Source organism: Ferrovibrio xuzhouensis (assembly GCF_042648965.1).
Classification (GTDB): Bacteria; Pseudomonadota; Alphaproteobacteria; order Ferrovibrionales; family Ferrovibrionaceae; genus Ferrovibrio; species Ferrovibrio xuzhouensis.
The window spans coordinates 43,983-63,138 of sequence record NZ_JBHRYJ010000009.1; the positions used below are offsets into that span (position 1 = coordinate 43,983).

The window sequence follows — 19,156 nt, forward strand, 5'->3', positions numbered from 1 at the left end:
ATATCATTAGAGCCGTAAACATCCTACCCTCTTGCGCGTTTTTTCGTTTTGGGCCTGGGCGCCGCACACGAGTTGCGGATAATGAGTTCCGTCGGCAGCGACAGATGGACCGGCGTCGTGCGCGTCGCCCCACCCAGCTGTTCGATCAGCAACTCGGCCGCACCTCGACCTTGTTCGGTCAGATCCCATTTGATTGCGGTGATGGCTGGCGCGGCGCACCGGACGATGTCGGTGTCGCCCACACTGACAATGGATATGTCTTCCGGGATACTGAGGCCGCGGCTCGATACTGCCTTCAGAACGCCCGCCAGCATCCTGGTGCCCAGAGTTATCACTGCTGTCGGCGGATCATCCGTCTGAAGCAGGCGGTCGACCTCGCTAAAGGCAAAGCTCGTGGATGCCTTCTGCGGGCGAATCATATCCGGATCCACCGGCAACCCGGCCTCAATCAGTGCCGCTTTGTACCCCTCGGCACGCTCCCGACCGGGCCGCACCTGTACACTCGGCATCAGCAGGGCAATGCGCCTGTGGCCAAGACCGATGAGATAGCGCGTCGCCTCGATGGCGCCGCCGCGATGGTCGACATAGATGGCGTCATAATTCGTAGGAATATCCCGGTCGACTAGGACTGTGGGAATTTCCAACCCCGTAAGAGCGCTATTGACCTCTGAAAAGGTCTCATTGCCTGCCATGACAATCAGACCATCCATCCGGCGTCGCCGAATAGAGGAAATCATTGCCGTTTCACGGGCCGCGTCGTTCCGGGTTGTGGCGCAAACGAGCAGATAGCTTTCCCGCTGCAGCCGCTCCTCGATGGCGTCCACGATCTCGGCATACATCGGGTTCGTGAATTCGGACAGCATGCATCCGATCGTCAGTGTTGACCGCAGCCGCATGCTCTGGGCAACGACATCCGGCTGGTAGTCAAGGTCTCTGATGGCCCGCGCGACCTTGCTCTTCAGATTCGTGCTCGCATACGGGCCATCGTTCAGCACACGCGAGACACTGCCGACAGACACGCCTGCCGCTTTGGCAACGTCACGGATGGTGGGACGGCGTTTCACGATAATGCCCGGAACCATTCGTCAGATGGACGAAGCGCCGTCGACTTTCAGCAGAACACCGTTGATGTAGCTGGCATCCTCAGAAGCAAGAAACACCGCGGCATTAGCCACGTCCCAGCACGTCCCCTGGCGTCCCATCGGGCATTTGGCATCGCGTCCGGCCATCACTTCCTTGAATTTATCGGCTGGCAGATCCTTGTAGAGGGTGCGGATGTGGGGGGTGTCCATCATACCAGGCAGGATCGCATTGCAGCGGATCTGCTTGGGCGCATATTGGCGCGCAATGATCTGCGTCATATGATTCAGCGCAGCCTTCGAGGAGTTGTAGGCGATATATGGCACATCGGAGAACTTGAGGCTCGCAGTCGATGAAATGTTGATAATGGTGCCGCCGCCCGCCTTTTCCATCTCTGGCACGGCATATTTGCAGGCCAGAAAGACGCTCTTGATGTTGACGTCATGAACACGATCCCAGTCCGCTTCCGGCGTATCGACAACATCGCCCATATACTCGATGCCGACGTTGTTATGCAGGATATCGATGCGGCCGTATTTCTCGACAGCGGTACGGATGACGTTCTCGACGTCCGGCGCCTTGCTGACATCGGCGGCCATTGCGAATGCGATACCACCTTCCCGTTCGATGATATCGACCGTTACCTGGGCCGCTTCCCGCTTGATATCGACGACCACGACCGTTGCGCCTGCACGGGCGAAGGCGATTGCCACAGCCTGACCATTGCTCAGGCCACCTTCCGGGTTCGAGGAACCGCCCCCCATGACAACGGCAATCTTGCCCTGCAGACGGTCTGATTTGGCGGTGGCAGTAGTGGGCATCGACGTTTCCTCGTGAACCTGATCGGGTTTCTAATATCGTTTCCAGTTATATGGCATTGCCAGACCGGTGGCGTCAACGGCTCCTGTATATTCTGGGGATTTTTATGATATATCGAAGCCATACATTGTTGAAACGTTTCTAGTTCGAGGTTAGGTTTCCGGGAATTGCGTGTATCGAGAGCGCCGGGAATCGGCGTGAGGTGCCCGAATTTGCCACTTTTTCAGGAGCCTGCAGGGTCAGTGCCTTCCACCGCCGATGACAATGGCGACTGTCAGGTCCCGATGCAGACTCGACCGGCTACGCCGCGGGACAATTCAGAAACCTGGTGAATGACAACCGAAGGATGAGGAAATGCTGCTGAAGGATAAGATTGCGGTAATTACCGGAGCTTCGCGTGAGCGAGGAATTGGCAAGGCGACCGCGAAGGTCTTTGCCGAACATGGTGCACGCGTAGCGATTCTGGATCTGGACGAAAGCGAAGCCGCTAAAGCCGCGGCGGACATAGGCCCCGACCACATCGGCATGCGGTGCGATGTCACCAGCCTTGAGGATTGCAAGGCAGCAGCCAAGCGAGTCATCGACTGGTCCGGTCGCATCGATGTTCTGATCAACAATGCGGGCCTGACCCAGCGCAGGAAGGTCATGGAAGTCAGCGCCGCGGACTATGATCTGGTGACTGACGTCGTCCTGCGCGGCACGCTCTACATGTCGCAGGCCGTCATCCCGCAAATGCGAAGCCAGAAAGATGGGTCAATTATCTGCATTTCGTCGCTGTCCGCTCTGCAAGGCGGCGGCGTGTTCGGTGGGACGCACTATTGTGCAGCGAAGGCCGGAGTCCTCGGCATGACGCGCTCAATGGCCAAGGAACTGGCGCCCGACGGCATCCGCGTGAATGGCGTGGCGCCTGGCCTCATCCTGACTGACTTCTCTCGCGGCGAGAACCCGGATTCGAACAAGCACGAACTGGCCAAGAGCTTCCCGATGGGACGTGTCGGCATGCCGAAGGAAGTCGGTGGCGTCTGCGTCTTTCTGGCCTCAGAGCTGTCATCCTACGTTACCGGGACCACCATTGATGTGAACGGCGGCCTGTTTATCCACTGACTGGCACTGAAGTTGAGTGAGCGGTCGGGGCGTAAACCTGCCAACCGTTCCGCAGACTGCCATCCCCTGTCCAGGAGAGTCGGAACTCACAGATGAAGACACAAAAAATTGGTGAAATGACGATCGATACCGTTGTCGAGATGTCCCACAAGTGGTTCGACGCAACGTGGCTGTATCCATCCATCACCGACGAAATGATCCAGCGCAACAAGGACTGGATCAGTGAAATGTTGCTCGACCCGGTGAATCACAAGGTCGCGTTGAGCTTCCACAGCTTCCTGATTCGTACGCCGAACATGAACATCATCGTGGATACCTGCAACGGCAACCACAAACCTCGGCTGCCGAAGCACCCATGGTTCAATATGCTGGCGTCGAACGAGTATCTGACCAGCCTGGCGAACCATGACCTGAATCCCGAGGACATCGACGTTGTGATGTGCACCCACCTGCATACCGATCATGTCGGCTGGAACACTCGGCTCGTCGACGGAAAGTGGGTGCCGACATTCCCGAACGCCCGGTATGTCTGGGCGAAGCAGGAGTTCGACTTTCTGTACGAACAATACAAAGCTAATCCGGATGTTCCTCTTGCCAGCGGTTCATTCAATGACTCGGTGCTTCCGGTGATGGAGGCCGGTCAGGTTGAGCTTGTCGACATGAACCACACTGTCGACACACACCTTGATGACAAGGTCTGGATGGAGGCTGCGACCGGGCATACCAAGGGCCATATCGTAATCCATGTGAAGGGCAAGGACGGCCACGCGGTCATGACGGGTGATATCTTCCACCACCCGATCATCTTTGCTGAGCCTAACCTGAGCAGCCTTGCCGATTTTGACCCGGCTCAGTTGCTGAAAACCCGCGTCGGCATCATGGAGAAGTGCTGCGACACCGACACGCTTCTGATGACCGGCCACTTTCCGGTGCCGACGGCTGGCCGTCTGGTTTCCGATAAAGGGAATATTCGCTTCCGGTACTGCGAAGAGTGCTAACGCTCCCCCTCCCTGTGAGCGGCACTTACCCGGTGTCTCATAAATTGAGAGGCTGACAGTTCGGTACCGGAAACTTTGGAGGCAGGTCGTGAGACCTGCCTCTCTTTTTTGTCAGGTATCCCCTGACGTCCGATTGATCATTTTGCCGACTATTTGAGGGGAAAGGTGACGATCTGAGGGAACGCGATGAGTAGTCCGATCAGCGCGAGCTCGATAAGCACAAAGGGAATCGCCCCCTTAAAGCACTCACCAAGCGCGAGCTCGGGAACCGTGTTCTTGACGACGAAGACGTTCAGACCGACCGGAGGGGTGATTGCCCCGATCTCCGTGCACTTGGTTACCAGAATGCCGAAGAGTACCGGATTAATCCCCGCGTGAACGACAACCGGGAAAACAACCGGCAGCGTCAGCAGCAGCATCGAGATCGCGTCGATGAAACAGCCGAGGATAAGGTACGGCAAGATCAGAAAGAGAGTCAGCTGCCACTTCTCCAGGGTGAACCCCGCCACCCAGCTTGCAAGGTTCTGCGGGATCTGCGTGGTCGCGAGGCCCAGGCCGAACAGGCCAGCGCCGATGACGAGTGCGAAGATTGACGACGTCGCGACCCCGGTGTCCACAAGGCCCCGCCAGATGATGGCCCGGCGATTTTTCCGCCTGAACACCACGATCGCCAGAGCACCTGCCGCCCCGAATGCCGCCGCTTCCGTTGCGGTCGCCAGCCCGAGGTAGATGGTTCCCATAACCAGGGCAAAAAGCGCGATCACTTCCCAGCTCTGGCCGACCGCCCGGAAGCGCTCCCGCCAGGGAGCCGGAGGAAGCACCGTCGCCTCTTTCACTGCAGGTGTTGCCTGCACCCAGAAATACAGCAGGACCATGTATGCCACGGCCGTCAGAACACCCGGAACAAAGGCTGCGACGAAAAGGTCGGTAATCGGCACTTCTGTCGCAATGGAGTAGATGACCAGGATGCCACTCGGAGGGATAAGGACACCTAGCGTTCCCGCGGCCGCGACGCAGCCTGCCGCAATCCTCTGGTTGTACTTGTGCCGCAGCATCTCCGGAATGGCGACCTGCGCGACGGTTGCCGCTGTGGCCACACTTGAGCCGGATACTGCTGCAAAGCACGCGCTGGCAAATACCGTGGAGATCGGCAGTCCGCCGGGGATTGCGCCGAACCATGTCCGAGCCGCATCAAAGGCCCTGGACGCGACGCCCGCGGCAAATGCCATGTACCCCATGAACAGGAATAGCGGGAGCACGATGTAGGCGAGATTGGAAGACGCCGAGTATGGAAAGGTAGAGAGCAGAAACTCCAGGCTGGGCCAGGAGCGAGTCATAGCCAGGCCGAATACACCAGCGACGCCCAATGCAAAGGCGATTGGCATTCCGGCAAACAGGAAGATGAGCATCGCCGCAAGCATTGCGGCGCCAGTCAAGGTCGGATCCAGATGCATGACTCGTTCCCTCGGGTCGCCGGTATTTTTTATTCTGGCCCGATGCCGGACCCTTCCGGCGCGATGTCATCAGGCAGGCCCGTCATGGTGCGAATGACGTCTGCGATCAGCTGAATTGTCAGCAGCACAAAGCCGATCGCCACAATTATCCGTTCAGGCCAGATCGGAAATGGGTAGATCCCGTACGAAGTCTCGCCAATGCCGGTCGCGTATACGGCTTCCTGTGTCGTCAACCACGCCAGGAGCCCGATAATGCCGATGGAGATCAGCGTGGTGATCAGTCGCAGGGCTTTGCGCCAGCGCTCCCCCAAAAGCTCGGTCAACACCGAAACATGGAAATTCGCCCGTGACGCCTGCGCCCCCGGCATGCCGAGAAAGATCTTGCAGATCAGGAGCAGGACTCCGATCTCGGTCGCCAGCGGAATAGTGAAGCTTATGGTTGCCCGGAGGATCACATCCGGGACAATGATCATCATCATCAGCATGGTGGCAAGGCCACTGGCTGATCCAAGGCCAGTGTTGAAGCGCGATACCGCATTGAGGAAGGACCGTAGTGTTGACTTATGCAGCATCGCGCTTCTCATCATTTAACAACGGTGCGAGCTTACTTCTTCTCCTTCAATTCCTGGTAGCGATCAAGCCCCGGCTTGTAGGCCGACACCTTCTCGTACTTGCGAACCAGGGAGACGTACTGCTGGAACATTGCGTCGGCGTTCTTCGTCCGCTTGTTCGCGACCTCAAGCCAGTCTGCTTTCAGCTTGTCCGCGGTCTTCGCGCGCCAAGCCTCGACTTCCTTTTCCGGCGTCGTAATGACCGTGATATCACCAGCTTCCGCCGCGAACTTCTCGGCCGCCAACTGGATCTTCTTGTCAACGATCTCGGCATATTTCTTCGGCATTTCGCCTGCCAGATCGAGGATCACCTTCTTGGCTTCGGCGTCAAGGGAATCGAATTTCCGCTTGTTGACCGAGGTGATCGAGACGGAGTTAATGCCCATGCGCCCCGCATCGCTCACAAACTTGGCGACCTTAGGCAAGCCCACGCTGACCGCGCTGTCGAAGGGGGCACTCGACATACCGTCGATAGCGCCGCGCTTGAGGGCATCGACGCCTTCAGTGAACGTCATCGCCACCGGGGTCGCGCCCAGGATTTCGAAGGCCTGAGCGATGCCGAGCGCCGAGCGGATTCGCATCCCCTTCAAATCAGCAATCCCGGTGACCTTCTTGTTTGACCACAATCCGGTTTCCGGAAAAGCAGCCGCCCAGAGCATCTGCACGCCCTTGCCCTCGAATTCCTTCCGGAAGTCGGCATTCTCTTTGTAGAGATCGTTGAAGGCGTCGGTGACGGCAATTGAATTGTCCGTCAGGTACGGCACGACGATGCTCGACAGCGGGTATTCCTGCGGATTGTAGGCTTGCGGTGTACCCGTAACGATATCCGCAGCGCCGCGACTCAGGCCCGGGTAGAGATCGGCCGCATTCAGCAGCGAGCCGGAATAGTATGCCTCGAAAGTAACGCGGCCGTTGGTGCGACGGGTGACCTCCTGCATGAACCATTCATCGACAAGTGTCGCGGTCCCGCCCCTGGAGATGTACCCGGCATAGATCAACTTGAGGGGCTTGGCAGACGAGTCTGCATGTGCAGCGCCGGACAAGCCCAGAAATGCCGCCAGGCACGTTGTGGCAACGATCTTTGCAATCTTCATGGTTTCCTCCCGGCCACTCAAGTTCGGCAGCTTTCTGCCCGGTGACCGCGAGCAACCTACAAAAGTATGAAAACGTTTTCAACATTGATGATCCGGGCCCTGCTGTCGCACCACTGCAGCACCGGCTCCCCCGGCCGCCTGACGGATTGATGTGCAGATGTCACTCAGGACTTCAATTTAATATATTTAATACAATAGCTTGATTGAATACAAAGGTATCGAAATCACAGCCCCGATATTCCCCGCTCCAGACTCGCTACCTTCGTTCAGAGCATTGATATAGAAACGTTTTTATTGTTCCATTCACAAAGACGAGAAATTACATGGTCAGGAGGTGCCAAATGCCCGATAGCATGAGCGGCGGCGGCCCGATTGGAGACCGGCAGATCAACTCTATCAATTTGCGTGGCCGGGTTGCGATTGTGACCGGCGGATCCGCGGGCATCGGCCTTGCCGTCGCAAAAAGGTTCCTCGCGTCGGGAGCGCAGGTGGCTATCTGGGGGCGCAACGCCGAGAGACTGAAGTCAGCTGAAGCAATCCTGGCCGACAGCTCCCGAATTCACACCTCCGTTGTTGATGTCATTGATGAGGCGGCCATTCAGGGCGGCATCGAATCGGTAATTGCCCGGTTCGGTCGGCTCGATATCCTGGTCAACAATGCAGGCATCCTCGGACCGCGCCACCCCGTCTGGGAATATCCCGCGAAAGCCTGGCGAGAAGTTCTGGAAATCAACCTGACCGGCGCCTTCCTGTGTTCGAAGGCCGCCGCACCTCATATGCGGCGGCAAAAATACGGACGGGTCGTCAACATCGGGTCGGCATCGGGCAAAGACGGCAATCCATATGTTTCCGCTTACTCGGCAGCCAAAGCTGGATTGATAGCGCTGACCAAGGCACTGGCGAAGGAAACCGCCACCGACGGCGTGCTTGTGAACTGCGTTACCCCATCGGCTTCCGAGACCGAGATTTTCGGAGAACTTACCGACCTGCGTCGATCCGAACTGCTGTCCAGGGTTCCCATGAAGCGGTTTGTCGACGTCGGCGAAATAGCGGCCCTGGTTGCCTGGCTTTCCTCCGAGGAGTGTTCCTTCAGCACTGGAGCCACATTCGACATTACCGGCGGACGCACGACTTTCTAGATGTAGCACGCCATACCCTAAAGCCGTCAGCCCCGGGATGAAATTGGACATATCTAGTAGAGGCGCCACTTCGAGGACAATCGTCGCTGGCGCTTCTGCGGGAATAGTGTTTGCCCCCACCCTAGCCGACGAGGCACCGTGAATCGGTCTCGCATTGCATGATGCGATCGACATGTAAAAGAAGGCAGAAATCTCTCAGGTGTCGGCACCCCACTCCATGTGCAATCGCTTTGACCTCCACAGCCCGATTACCGAGGTCGTCCGCTTCTTCGAAGCCCGGGCCGATGCCAACTGGGCAGCCGACTACAACGTGGCACCGACCGACGACATCCTGGCCGTTACACAGGCGGCGAACGGTCCGGTGATCCAGAAGATGCGCTGGGCTTGGTGCCGCCATGGGAGAGGGAATTCAAGTCGGCCTACGCGACACCCATCGGCGCGGCGATCGGCAATGTGCGCAATGATGGACCTGCGCTCATCGAGCCGGTCGGCCCGGCCATTGTTGGATGATCGGAAATGACCGTCCGACCTACAGTCCCAATTCCTGCTCTAGCTGCTCCTTGGTCATGTGACTAAAGCGCGGCACGCCTCGAAGTCTCGCCCGCTTCAAAAGCTCCTTCTTGGTGAAGGTCTGGGCTCGCTTCGGCTCACCGATAAAGCTGTCTCGGACCATTGGCCGGTCTGGATTTCGTTCAGGCCCGCGCATTAGGTGGAATGGGGCCTACTGAGCCAGTACCCGCCCGCCGCGGGCCCAGCAATCGCAACATCTCGTACTCAGTCCGGATGGCAGCCACAATATAGGCTTTCAGTCTAGGAAAAAGAACATATTGCGAACTCATGGCCTGCAGGGGTATTCCCTCTGGCATGATTCAACCGCCCGCCCTCCAGCAGCTCCGCAGCCAGGTCGCCCGCATCATCGGGCTGTCGCGCCACACAGCGGTTGCCATCTGCCCCACCGGGGTGGCTGAGATCGATGCCCGGCTGCCCGGCCGCGGTCTAGCCCTGGGCGCCATCCACGAATTCATCGGCGACCTGACCGCCATCACTGGCTTCCTGGCTGCGCTGCTTGGGCGCCACAAGGCGTTCCGGCAAGTCCTGTGGGTCACGCCCGATGCCAGCCTCTTCGCGCCCGGCCTGAGCCAGCTCGGCCTCGACCACCGGCGCCTGACCATTGCCTGGGCCCGGCGGCGTGACGACCGGCTCTGGGCGACCGAGGAAGGCCTCAGAGAGTTGGGCTATGGCGCCGTGGTGGCCGAAGCCGAAACCGTCGACCTGACCGCGAGCCGCCGCCTGCAGCTGGCCGCCGAGGCCTCGGGCAGCATCGGCTTCATCATCTGCCGTGACCGGCAACCATCGGCCGCCCTGACGCGATGGCTGGTCGAACCGGCGCGCAGCCAGGATTGCAGCCCGCACTGGAAGCTGACCCTGGAGCGCTGCCGCGGGACTGAATCTGGAGGAACCTGGAAAATGGGATGGGACCATGCGTCGCTTTCTTTCCGTCTGGCTGCCGCGATGGCCTACCGACCGACTGAAGAAGCGGCTGAGTAACCAGCCCCTCGGCCCGCTGGCGCTGATCCAGACGACCGCCAACACAGCCCGGCTCTTTGCCGTCAACACCATGGCTGCCCGGATGTGTCTGGCGCCCGACATGACGCTCGCCGATGCCATGGCGCTGGTCCCGGCGCTCGGTACCGCTCCGGCCGATCCGCAGGGCGACCTAGCGGCGCTCGAGCGGCTGGCCGACTGGTGCGGCCGCTATTCGCCCTGGGTCGCAACGGACGGCGCGGACGGCCTCATCCTGGACATCACCGGCGTGCCACACCTCTTCGGCGGCGAAGACGCCATGCTCGACAAGGTGCGGCAGGGTTTCCGGCAGATGCAGGTGATTGCCCGCTGTGCCATGGCTGACTCTCCGGCCGCCGCCTGGGCCTGGGCGCATCATGACGGCGGCGGCGTGTTGCCCAGCCGCCCGGACTGCCTGGAACCGCTTAAGCAACTTCCTGTTGCTGCCCTGCGCATCGACACAAGGCTCGCCGACAGCCTGAACACGCTCGGCCTGAAGACCGTCGGCGCCATCGCCAATCTGCCGCGGGCGCCATTGGTCAAACGTTTCGGCCCGCAGTTGCTCGACCGGCTCGACTGCCTGCTCATCCGCCGCGAAGAGCCCATTTCGCCACGGCAGCAACCGGCGCCGTGGCGCAGCCGGGCCCATCTTGCCGAGCCCATCTCCACCCGTGAGGCCATCGAGCAGATGCTGGATCAGTTGCTGGAGACCCTGTGTCCGCTGCTCGAGCAGGAGCATCTCGGCGCCCGGCAGCTGGCGCTGCATGCCTACCGCGTCGACGGCGACGTGCAGACCATCCGCATCGGCACCTCGGCACCGAGCCGCAATCCGAAGCATCTCGCCCGGCTGTTCCGGAACCCGCTGGATGGCATCATGCCGGGCTTCGGCTTTGAGACCTTCGTCCTCGAGGCAGCGGCGGCCGACCCGTTCTCGGCCGAGCAGGCGAACCTGGAAGGCACACATCAGAGCGGTAGCGGCTTCGCGCAGCTCGTCGACCGGCTGCAGGCCCGGCTCGGCGACCGGGCTGTGTTTCGTTACGAACCGGTGCAGCGCCGGACACCCGAGGCCTCGGTCGTCCGGCTGACGCCGACCGCGCGCTCGCGGGAAGAGATGCCCGACCTTGAGCCGCGGCCGCAGCGCCTGATGGCGCAGCCGGAAAGTATCGAGATGGACAGCACCGGCGAGGCCTTCACCTGGCGCCGCATCCGGCGGCGTATTGCCCTGCTCGATGGCCCGGAGCGTATCCGCGGCGAGTGGGCGCCAGACGGTATGGATGTGGTCTCACGAGACTATTTCCGCATCGAGGATGAGGTCGGCCGCCGGTACTGGGTTTATCGCAGCCAGGAAGGCTGGTTTATGCAGGGGATGTTTTCATGAACCGGGGGCGACATCAGCTCTCGTAACGGAATTCCGTGCGTATCGGCGCTTTTCCGTTCCCCGGCAACAAAAGTCCATCATGGCAGTAGGACGGCGGCCCCGACCGTTTTACGGCTTTCGAGATCAATATGGGCCTGGCGCACGTCCGCCAGCTTGTATCGCCGATTGATGTCGGCCTTTACATCTCCACGCCGGACCGCGGCAGCGTAGGTCTCCGCAGAGGTCCGAAGCTCCTCCGTCGTGATCGTAAAGCTGCGTAGTGTCGGACGGCAGATAGAGTGGCTTTTGGCGTGCAGTATCTGCAGGTTGAAAGCCTCAACATCCCCCGATGCCGTACCGTAATTGATGGCCATGCCTCTGACTCGCAGGCATTTCAGGGACGGCAGAAATACATCCTTGCCAACGGCATCATAGACCACATGCACGCCTTCACCTGCCGTCAGATCCAGAACGCGCTCTTCAAAGCGCTCCGCCCGGTAATTGATGACGTGATGACATCCGGCATCCTGAGCAACCCTGACCTTTTCGTCGCTGCCAACCGTACCGATTACTTCGGCGCCCAGCGCCCGGCCCCAGGCACTGAGAATCAACCCCATGCCACCCGCGGCGGCGTGAACCAGTATCTTGTCGCCAGCTTGCACCTTGTACAGTCGATGCAGCAGGTATTCTGCCGTCATGCCGCGCAGAAGCGTCCCCGCCGCCTGCTCGACATTCAGCCCATCCGGAATTGGCAGGGCACGCGCTGCAGGGACATTGCGTATAGTGGTATACGCTCCCGGCATGAGATAGGTGACCGCCTGACCGACAGAGAAGCCGGAAACTCCAGGCCCGATCGACTCCACGATACCGGCGCCCTGGGACCCTAAAATGACTGGAAAGCTGTCGGTCTGTGTCGGCCCATGCGCGCCCTGCCTCTGATAAATGTCTGCATAGTTAAGACCGATTGCCTCCTGGACAATGCGAAGCTCCCCCGGGCCGGGCTCCTGGATATCGATGTTCTCCAACTCGAGGACCTCGGGTCCACCGTGCCGGTGGGCCAGAACTGCAGGCGACGTCAATGCAGGCATGTGAGCTCCGAAGGATTGGGTAATTTTGCTATTTGCCCTGAAATTGCGGCTTCCGCTTCTCCATGAAAGCCCGGCGGCCTTCCTGGTAGTCCGCGCTATCGAAGCAGCGTACAACGAGCTTCGCGACTTCGCTCGATTCCGGGTCCGCGGAATATTTCTCGAAAACCCGAATGGCTGCCTTCGCGGCATGCACCGTCAGCGGCGCATTGCCCGCCACTATCCCTGCGTAATCCGAGACAAAGGCCTGCAGAGCGTCGGAAGCAACAATCTGATTAATCAGGCCGACACGCAGAGCTTCATCGGCATCCAGCTTCCTGCCACTGAACAGCATGTCTTTGGCGGTTGACGGTCCGACCAGACGCGCAAGAGCGGCCAGTCCTTCATATTCATAGCCAAGCCCCAGCTTGGCCGCCGGGATGGCGAACTTTGAGTCCGGAGTCGCGAAGCGGATATCCGCCGTCAGGGCAATGGCGAGCCCACCACCCACGCAAAACCCCTCAATCATAGCAATCAGCGGCTTTGTCAGGCTCTGCAGCGCCTTGCGGCCCCGGCTAGACACCACACCATATCGAACCTGCTGCTCGGCGTTGGCCCGGCTTTTTTCGAATTCTGATATGTCCGCCCCCGAAGCAAATGCCTTGCCGCCCGCACCGTGCATGACAACGACACGAACATCAGAACGCTGTTCAAAGGTCTCCGCTGCATCCGCAATACCGTCCCACATCTCAAGAGACACGGCATTTCGGCGTTCGGGCTGATTTATGGTCAGCCAGCCAACACCGCCTCTGATCTCGGCGAGTATCTTGGTCGTCTTAAGCTCGACTGTCGTCATCGGAGCACCCTTCCCATCGAAGGCATTCAGACTACCCCGCCGCCTTTCAGTTGCTCAATGGCCGCCTTGTCATATCCGAGCTCCATCAGTATCTCATCGGTATGCTGCCCCTTGGCGGGTGTGGGGGTCTCTATGGCGCTCTTGGAGCGAGACATGATAATGGGCTGCCCGACCAGATGTATCTCGCCAAGATCAGGGTGCATGACCGGCTGCGCAAGCTTGAGGTGCTGTACCTGCGGGTCGGCGAAGACTTCGTCTACAGCGTAAATGGGACCGCTAGGCACACCCGCCGCCGCAAATATTTTCATCCAATCCGCTGAAGACTTACCCTTCGTCTGCTCGCTTATAGCATCGTTCAGCGCCTTGCGGTTTTCCGACCGCGATTTGCTATCGGAAAACCTCGGCTCTTCGGCCAGGTGCTTAGCATCAATTGCCTTGCAGAACTTCTTCCACATCGGCTGGCCCGCCACAGCGATATTGATGTAGCCGTTTGCCGTCTGGAAGACGCCCGTCGGAATAGCAGTCGGATGGTCGTTTCCGGCCTGTTGCGGGACCTCCTTGTCCATCAGCCAGCGGGTCGCCTGGAAATCCAGCAGCGCCACCTGTGCCTGAAGCAAAGACGTCTGCACCCACTGGCCTTCACCCGACACTTCTCGCTCCAGAAGCGCCGTCAAAATGCCAAGGGCGCAATACAGTCCCGCCCCCAGGTCGGCGATCGGAATGCCAACCCGGACCGGCCCCTGACCCGGAAGGCCGGTTACCGACATAAGCCCGCCCATGCCCTGAGCGACCTGGTCGAAACCCGGAAGCTTCGCGTAAGGACCAGTTTGCCCGAAACCGGAGATGCTCGCATAGACAAGGCGGGGATTTATCGCTCGTGCCGCCTCATATCCGATACCAAGGCGCTCCTTCACGTCCGGCCGGAAATTCTCGACGAGAACATCGGCCTTTTCGATCAGGCGCCGCATGATGTCAGCTGCCTTCGGGTCCTTCAGATTGAGGGTCAGGCTCCGCTTGTTCCGGTGCAGGTTCTGGAAATCCGAGCTAACCCGGGACCCGAACATCCCGTCCTCTTCAATCGCCTCGACCTTGATAACTTTGGCGCCCCAATCCGCCAGCTGCCGTACAGCCGTCGGCCCTGACCGAATCCGACTCAGGTCGATAACGGTAAAACGCTCCAGAGCTTTTGCATGCATTCTGCTCACCCAATCAATTCGGAATTGGCACAATTCTGCTCGGCTGGATTGCCAGCCAGACAGATTCATTGACATTGAAGACTTTGACGGCCGGGGCCGACACCCTCAGCTTCAGACAGCTTCCCCTGGGCTTGATGACATAGTCCCAGCTCTCACCAAGGAAGCAGCGGCTGATAACATCGCTCTCAAGAACAAGGTCCCCGGTTCCGGTTGGGGCCGCCTTCATGACATCGATATTCTGCGGCCGCAGAGATGCTGTGAATTCCACGGCGACAGGCCGGTCGGCAAGTGCGCAGACCGGCAACGAAAAGCCGTCAAATGTCGCCTGTTCCCCCTCGAGCCGCCCGTCGACCATGTTTGTTCGACCAATGAAATTGGCCACGAACTTGGTCTGTGGTTTCGTATAAACCGTAAACGGATCGGCTACCTGCTCAATGCGCCCCTGGTTCATCACGGCCACCCTGTCGGAAATTGCCATCGCCTCCGACTGGTCATGAGTGACATAGACGGTGGTCATATGGAATTCGTCGTGCAGGCGGCGAATCTCATTCCGCATCTCCTCCCGGAGATTCGCATCAAGATTGGACAGTGGCTCATCCAGAAGCAGGACCTCCGGCTCCACGACGATAGAGCGGGCGAGCGCAACCCGCTGCTGCTGGCCACCCGAAAGCTCGTTCGGATACCGGTCCGCCAGCTTCTCCAGATGCACAATATCAAGGATTTTCCCGATCCGGCCCTTCATCGAAGTGGCGTCAATCTTTCGCATCTTCAAGCCGAAGGCGACATTCTCGTAAACCGTCATATTCGGCCAGATGGCATAGCTCTGGAATATCATCGACATGCCACGATGTTCAGGCGGCACAATTTTGCTACCTGCCGACAAGACGCGGCCGTTCATGACAATCTCACCAGCCGTCGGCTCGATGAACCCCGCAATCATCCGGAGCGTCGTCGTCTTGCCACAGCCGGAAGGCCCCAGTAATGAGACGAACTCGCCCTTTTGCAGATGAAGGTCTATGCCATTTACTGCCGTGAACGAAGCGTACGACTTCGTCAGCTTGTTCAGCGCAAGCTTTTCCATCAGTTTCTCCGAAGCATAAAATCACGGCCCAGCAGCTTCATACCCACACCAACGACAGCGGTAGTGACAATCAGCAGGACGACACCCATCGCCGCCAGAATTTCGTAGTGACCTTGTTCGCTGAGGTCGAGGGTGAGTACCGAGATGACCCGGCTCTCTGGACCAGACAGGAATATCGCCGTCGATAGCTCGCGGGTGCAGATTATGAAGACAAGAATCCAGGCCCCCAGAAGCGTCTTTTTCAGTAGCGGCAGAACCACCTTGGTAACAACGGTAAACCGGCCACCACCGAGAATTCGGACGGCTTCTTCAAGCTCCGGGTGCAGGCCCCGCACGCCAGATGCCGCGGTCGCGAATGCAATCGGCATGAAGCGGGTGATAAACGCCACAACGATAAGCGTTCCCGTCCCGTAGAGCTGAAATGGCGGCCCCGCATATGCGGCGTAGAAGCAGATGGCCAGAACAATGCCGGGGACTGCAAATGGCGCCATCGTCAGGCCTGTCAGGATTGCCCCACCCGGCAACAGGCGGCGATGGACGATGTATGCGATGGAGAAGCCGAGCGCGCAGCACGCCGTCGCAGTCACGCCCGAGTAGCTGAAGGTGTTCCAGATGGACTGCCTGACAGTCATCTGCTCGAACAGGATGTAGTGAAAATTCGCCAGCGTCAGGTTGTCCAGGGACAAGCCCTGGCCCCAGGCCCGTGCAAACGATGTCTGGACGAGGACGAATAGCGGCAGGATGACCGAGACAAGGGATATGAAGGACGCATACGCGAATATCGGCCAGCGCCAGAAGCCGAGGCGAACCCGGCGCCGCTCTCCGCCTTTGCCGCTGACGGAGACATATCCGCGGCGTGCCAGCATGAGACGCTGAAGCACAAGAAGAACCACCGTGATGCCGACCAGTGGCATTGAGAACGCGGCAGCGACCTCAATGCGGAGCGGGTATTGGAAGAATACGCTGAGCTGGGTTGTGACTACGTTGAAGCGGGCCGGAATGGCAATCAGCGCGGGCGTCCCGTAGAGCGCCATCGCCTCCAGAAACACGATAATCAGCGCGCCGAGTATTGCGGGAAGAGCCAAAGGCAACGTCACCTGGAGGGTTGTGCGCAAGGTCCCGGCGCCGTGGATGGCAGCGGCTTCTTCCATCTCTGAAGAAATGAGGTCCAACGCCGACGACGTGAAAATGTAGACCAGCGGATAAACATAGATGGCAATAACGAATGCGAGACCCCAGAAGCTGAAGACATTGAAGGGACCGGCATCCATTCCGGTGACCAGCATCCACGCTCGGTTCAGCCAGCCCGCGTTAGGCCCGGCAAGCAAAATCCAGCCGATGGCGCCGAGAAACGGGGGAATGATGAAGGCCGCCAGGACATTCACATGCATGAAGCCACGCCATGGCATGTCCGTTCGGGAAACCGCCCAAGCCAAGGGCACCCCCATTGCGCCGGAGATTACCGCGACCGCCGTGGCGAGCTGAAGTGTGTTGGTGAACGCCTGGATATGCCGCGCCCGCCCGAAAGCGGCGACGAAATTGGCGAATGTCCACCCACCGGTCCGGGGAACCTGGAAACTGTCGATTAAAAGTCGCGCCAGGGGATTTGCAACGAGCGCGACCAGGACGACCGCAACGGCAATCCACACCAGGACCATCGGGTCCAGGAAGAAGCGCCGCGCTTTGGGCGCGGCGCTTCTCATACCATCTACGCCAAGTTCGGTGGCCATTTGGCGATCTCAGATGCCGAACAGGTCGCGCCAGTCTTCGGTGACCTCCGGAATGCCGGTAACCACCTCCTCAACTGAAGGTCGAATGGTCTTCATCTGGTCGAGCGGCAGGACACCTGGCCGTACCTTCGTGTCGGGCCGTAGCGGCGTTCCGAATTCGGCAGCTGTGATGTCTGCCACTTCTGAACCCCACAGGAATTCCAGAAACAGCTTTGATGCGTTGGGATGCGGCGCGTTCGCCATGATGGACGACGGCGATGCCATCAGGACGGACCCTTCGGACGGGTACGAGACTCCAATCGGATTCCCTCGGGAGGCCTGATATTGCGCCAAAGCGCCCGGACCTGCCGCAACGCTACGCTCACCGGAGGCGGTGGCCGTGACCGTATCGATGATGGATCGGCCAACCTGCGGTTTGATGGCCGCCAGCTTCTTGAAATAATCCCAGCCGTAGAGCTTCTTCATCTGCACGACCCAGGTGCCGACGAAGCCGGAGAAGCCGGGATGGCCGACCGACACCTGATTGGTCCATTTCGGATCGATCAGTTCCTTCCACGACTTCGGGGCGTCTGCAGCCTTCACTTTATCGGTGTTGTAGAGGATCGCGATGAAGGTTGCGGATGTAATGATAAACTGGTTGTCCGGATCCACATTCCGGAACCGCGGATCGATTTCGCTGGCGTTCGATGGCTCGTAGGACATCAGAAGCTTGCGCTTCTTCAGATCGACATAGTGCCCCAAGTCTGTTGACGCAAAGACGTCGCAGTTCGCCACCTTCGACTGCAGGTCCTGGTTTAGGCGCTGGAAGGCCACCTGCGCCGTGGTCCGGACAACATTCACCTTCACGCCCGGGTATTTCTCGGTAAAGGCCCTTCCAATTTTCTCGGCGGTCTCCGAGGTGATGTGAACGATGTACCAGGTCAGCTCACCTTCCTTTTTTGCGGCTTCATAGAGCACGCCGGAAGCTTTGCCTTGCGCAAGCGCCAGGCTCGGCAGGAAAATGCCGACGGCGGTCGTCCCCAGGAACTGGCGGCGGTCGAGTTTCATTGTGTTTCCTCCATTTATCCGGCGACCTTTTGTGGCCACTCGGTGATTTTTATCGTCCGGTAAAAGTCGGTTTCCGCTTGTCGAAGAAGGCCGACACCCCCTCCTTGATGTCTTCACTGGTCAGGCTGAGACGGAACCTCTCGGCCACCGCTGCGAGCTCGGTCGCATCGCGCGCAATTTCGTTGACGCTTTTCTTCATGTTCTGGGTTGCCACCGGCGCCTGAGCCACCAGGATTTTGCTGAGCTCGGAAACCCTGGTATCCAGCTGGTCCGGAGCGACGACATCGGTCAGGTATCCGATGCGCAACATCTCGTCGGATTTGATGGTTTGCGCGGTGAGAAACAGCTTCTTCGCGGCATTGACGCCAAGTCGGGTTACGTAACGCACCATGCCGGACGGGTAATAATGCAGGCCAAGGCGGCTGGCGGGCATGAACATCTCGCAGCCATCGGTCCCGATGCGGAAATCACAGCACAGCGCGAGGTCGGTCGCACCGCCATATACCGGCCCGTTCAGTCGACAGATTGTCGGGCGGGACAGGTTCTCAAGCCGATTGGTCAGTTGCTCAAAGGGGCTCTGGTCTTCGACGCCGGGGGCACCCTTGCCGCGGCGGCCTGCCGCAATGTCTCCAAGATTGTACCCGGCACTGAAGACCCGGCCGGTGCCGGTCAGGACAGCAACCCGAACGCTCTGGTCGGCTTCCGCCCGGTCGAGATAGCCCAGCAAGATTTCCAGATCGTCCGCCTGGATACGGTTCAGGTGCTTTGGACGGTTCAACCTGATCGTCGCGCAGCCATCATTGACCGTATAGAGGGGCTCGGTCCCCAGATCGTCGACATCAGCAGGCTTCGCAGCCTTCACCGCGGCATCGCTCATTCGTTTCTCTCCCGAACCGGAGACGTAAGGGCTTGACCTTCGTTCCGTATTGTGGAACATTAAGTTCCGTATAGTGGTCCATGCTA

General features: G+C 59.3%; 18 protein-coding genes. 6 read left to right on the forward strand and 12 right to left on the reverse strand.

Annotation, left to right across the window (positions count from 1 at the left end):
• Positions 1-23: 23 nt before the first annotated feature.
• Entirely contained in the window at positions 24-1,064 is a 1,041-nt protein-coding gene (locus ACFOOQ_RS22975) for a LacI family DNA-binding transcriptional regulator (protein WP_379730064.1), read from the reverse strand.
• A gap of 21 nt (positions 1,065-1,085) precedes the next feature.
• On the reverse strand, positions 1,086-1,901 hold the full coding sequence (locus tag ACFOOQ_RS22980) for an SDR family NAD(P)-dependent oxidoreductase (RefSeq protein ID WP_379730065.1): 816 nt from the start codon (positions 1,899-1,901) through the stop codon (positions 1,086-1,088).
• 352 nt (positions 1,902-2,253) lie between these two features.
• Between ACFOOQ_RS22980 and ACFOOQ_RS22985 the strand changes: the two genes are divergently transcribed.
• On the forward strand, positions 2,254-3,003 hold the full coding sequence (locus ACFOOQ_RS22985; protein ID WP_379730066.1) for an SDR family NAD(P)-dependent oxidoreductase: 750 nt from the start codon (positions 2,254-2,256) through the stop codon (positions 3,001-3,003).
• A gap of 92 nt (positions 3,004-3,095) precedes the next feature.
• Complete coding sequence (locus ACFOOQ_RS22990; protein WP_379730067.1) at positions 3,096-4,001, forward strand: MBL fold metallo-hydrolase; 906 nt, start codon at positions 3,096-3,098, stop codon at positions 3,999-4,001.
• 149 nt (positions 4,002-4,150) lie between these two features.
• On the opposite strand, the gene ACFOOQ_RS22995 is transcribed toward ACFOOQ_RS22990, so the two are convergent.
• From ACFOOQ_RS22995 to dctP, 3 genes are read right to left on the reverse strand one after another with little or no spacing between them, the layout of a single operon-like run.
• Positions 4,151-5,455, reverse strand: coding sequence for a TRAP transporter large permease (locus ACFOOQ_RS22995; RefSeq protein WP_379730068.1), 1,305 nt, complete (start codon positions 5,453-5,455; stop codon positions 4,151-4,153).
• Positions 5,456-5,484: 29 nt separating this feature from the next.
• Entirely contained in the window at positions 5,485-6,027 is a 543-nt protein-coding gene (locus ACFOOQ_RS23000; protein WP_379730069.1) for a TRAP transporter small permease subunit, read from the reverse strand.
• Positions 6,028-6,059: 32 nt separating this feature from the next.
• Positions 6,060-7,160, reverse strand: coding sequence for a TRAP transporter substrate-binding protein DctP (dctP, locus tag ACFOOQ_RS23005; RefSeq protein WP_379730070.1), 1,101 nt, complete (start codon positions 7,158-7,160; stop codon positions 6,060-6,062).
• A 341-nt stretch (positions 7,161-7,501) separates the two neighbouring features.
• Between dctP and ACFOOQ_RS23010 the strand changes: the two genes are divergently transcribed.
• From ACFOOQ_RS23010 to ACFOOQ_RS23025, 4 genes are all read left to right on the forward strand, one after another.
• Positions 7,502-8,299: an SDR family NAD(P)-dependent oxidoreductase gene (locus ACFOOQ_RS23010; RefSeq protein WP_379730071.1), complete on the forward strand. Its 798-nt coding sequence runs from the start codon at positions 7,502-7,504 to the stop codon at positions 8,297-8,299.
• 217 nt (positions 8,300-8,516) lie between these two features.
• A complete protein-coding gene (locus tag ACFOOQ_RS23015; protein ID WP_379730131.1) occupies positions 8,517-8,819 on the forward strand; it encodes an SOS response-associated peptidase family protein in 303 nt (100 codons plus the stop codon).
• A gap of 344 nt (positions 8,820-9,163) precedes the next feature.
• Positions 9,164-9,847, forward strand: coding sequence for an ImuA family protein (locus ACFOOQ_RS23020; RefSeq protein WP_379730072.1), 684 nt, complete (start codon positions 9,164-9,166; stop codon positions 9,845-9,847).
• Positions 9,780-11,240 (forward strand): Y-family DNA polymerase, encoded by a 1,461-nt coding sequence (locus ACFOOQ_RS23025; RefSeq protein ID WP_379730073.1) that lies wholly within the window; start codon positions 9,780-9,782, stop codon positions 11,238-11,240. The genes ACFOOQ_RS23020 and ACFOOQ_RS23025 overlap by 68 nt, the downstream gene beginning before the upstream one ends.
• A 77-nt stretch (positions 11,241-11,317) precedes the next feature.
• Here ACFOOQ_RS23025 and ACFOOQ_RS23030 read toward each other — a convergent pair whose 3' ends face one another.
• From ACFOOQ_RS23030 to ACFOOQ_RS23060, 7 genes are all read right to left on the reverse strand, one after another.
• Complete coding sequence (locus ACFOOQ_RS23030; protein WP_379730074.1) at positions 11,318-12,244, reverse strand: quinone oxidoreductase family protein; 927 nt, start codon at positions 12,242-12,244, stop codon at positions 11,318-11,320.
• Positions 12,245-12,335: 91 nt separating this feature from the next.
• Entirely contained in the window at positions 12,336-13,139 is an 804-nt protein-coding gene (locus ACFOOQ_RS23035; protein WP_379730075.1) for an enoyl-CoA hydratase, read from the reverse strand.
• 26 nt (positions 13,140-13,165) lie between these two features.
• Positions 13,166-14,335 (reverse strand): CaiB/BaiF CoA transferase family protein, encoded by a 1,170-nt coding sequence (locus ACFOOQ_RS23040; protein ID WP_379730077.1) that lies wholly within the window; start codon positions 14,333-14,335, stop codon positions 13,166-13,168.
• Between the two features lie 13 nt (positions 14,336-14,348).
• A complete protein-coding gene (locus ACFOOQ_RS23045) occupies positions 14,349-15,416 on the reverse strand; it encodes an ABC transporter ATP-binding protein (RefSeq protein WP_379730078.1) in 1,068 nt (355 codons plus the stop codon).
• Positions 15,416-17,146 (reverse strand): ABC transporter permease, encoded by a 1,731-nt coding sequence (locus tag ACFOOQ_RS23050; protein WP_379730080.1) that lies wholly within the window; start codon positions 17,144-17,146, stop codon positions 15,416-15,418. Before ACFOOQ_RS23050 ends, ACFOOQ_RS23045 begins: the two co-directional genes overlap by 1 nt.
• A 9-nt stretch (positions 17,147-17,155) precedes the next feature.
• Positions 17,156-18,193, reverse strand: coding sequence for an ABC transporter substrate-binding protein (locus ACFOOQ_RS23055; protein WP_379730081.1), 1,038 nt, complete (start codon positions 18,191-18,193; stop codon positions 17,156-17,158).
• A gap of 49 nt (positions 18,194-18,242) precedes the next feature.
• A complete protein-coding gene (locus ACFOOQ_RS23060) occupies positions 18,243-19,070 on the reverse strand; it encodes an enoyl-CoA hydratase/isomerase family protein (RefSeq protein WP_379730083.1) in 828 nt (275 codons plus the stop codon).
• Between the last annotated feature and the right edge of the window lie 86 nt (positions 19,071-19,156).

Excerpts from the sequence above, each read along its gene's own strand:
- ACFOOQ_RS22980 (WP_379730065.1), bottom strand. The coding sequence starts at position 1,901 with ATGCCCACTACTGCCACCGCCAAATCAGACCGTCTGCAGGGCAAGATT.
- ACFOOQ_RS22985 (WP_379730066.1), top strand. The coding sequence starts at position 2,254 with ATGCTGCTGAAGGATAAGATTGCGGTAATTACCGGAGCTTCGCGTGAG.
- ACFOOQ_RS22990 (WP_379730067.1), top strand. The coding sequence starts at position 3,096 with ATGAAGACACAAAAAATTGGTGAAATGACGATCGATACCGTTGTCGAG.
- ACFOOQ_RS22995 (WP_379730068.1), bottom strand. The coding sequence starts at position 5,455 with ATGCATCTGGATCCGACCTTGACTGGCGCCGCAATGCTTGCGGCGATG.
- ACFOOQ_RS23000 (WP_379730069.1), bottom strand. The coding sequence starts at position 6,027 with ATGCTGCATAAGTCAACACTACGGTCCTTCCTCAATGCGGTATCGCGC.
- dctP (WP_379730070.1), bottom strand. The coding sequence starts at position 7,160 with ATGAAGATTGCAAAGATCGTTGCCACAACGTGCCTGGCGGCATTTCTG.
- ACFOOQ_RS23010 (WP_379730071.1), top strand. The coding sequence starts at position 7,502 with ATGCCCGATAGCATGAGCGGCGGCGGCCCGATTGGAGACCGGCAGATC.
- ACFOOQ_RS23015 (WP_379730131.1), top strand. The coding sequence starts at position 8,517 with ATGTGCAATCGCTTTGACCTCCACAGCCCGATTACCGAGGTCGTCCGC.
- ACFOOQ_RS23020 (WP_379730072.1), top strand. The coding sequence starts at position 9,164 with ATGATTCAACCGCCCGCCCTCCAGCAGCTCCGCAGCCAGGTCGCCCGC.
- ACFOOQ_RS23025 (WP_379730073.1), top strand. The coding sequence starts at position 9,780 with ATGCGTCGCTTTCTTTCCGTCTGGCTGCCGCGATGGCCTACCGACCGA.
- ACFOOQ_RS23035 (WP_379730075.1), bottom strand. The coding sequence starts at position 13,139 with ATGACGACAGTCGAGCTTAAGACGACCAAGATACTCGCCGAGATCAGA.
- ACFOOQ_RS23040 (WP_379730077.1), bottom strand. The coding sequence starts at position 14,335 with ATGCATGCAAAAGCTCTGGAGCGTTTTACCGTTATCGACCTGAGTCGG.
- ACFOOQ_RS23045 (WP_379730078.1), bottom strand. The coding sequence starts at position 15,416 with ATGGAAAAGCTTGCGCTGAACAAGCTGACGAAGTCGTACGCTTCGTTC.
- ACFOOQ_RS23050 (WP_379730080.1), bottom strand. The coding sequence starts at position 17,146 with ATGGCCACCGAACTTGGCGTAGATGGTATGAGAAGCGCCGCGCCCAAA.
- ACFOOQ_RS23055 (WP_379730081.1), bottom strand. The coding sequence starts at position 18,193 with ATGAAACTCGACCGCCGCCAGTTCCTGGGGACGACCGCCGTCGGCATT.
- ACFOOQ_RS23060 (WP_379730083.1), bottom strand. The coding sequence starts at position 19,070 with ATGAGCGATGCCGCGGTGAAGGCTGCGAAGCCTGCTGATGTCGACGAT.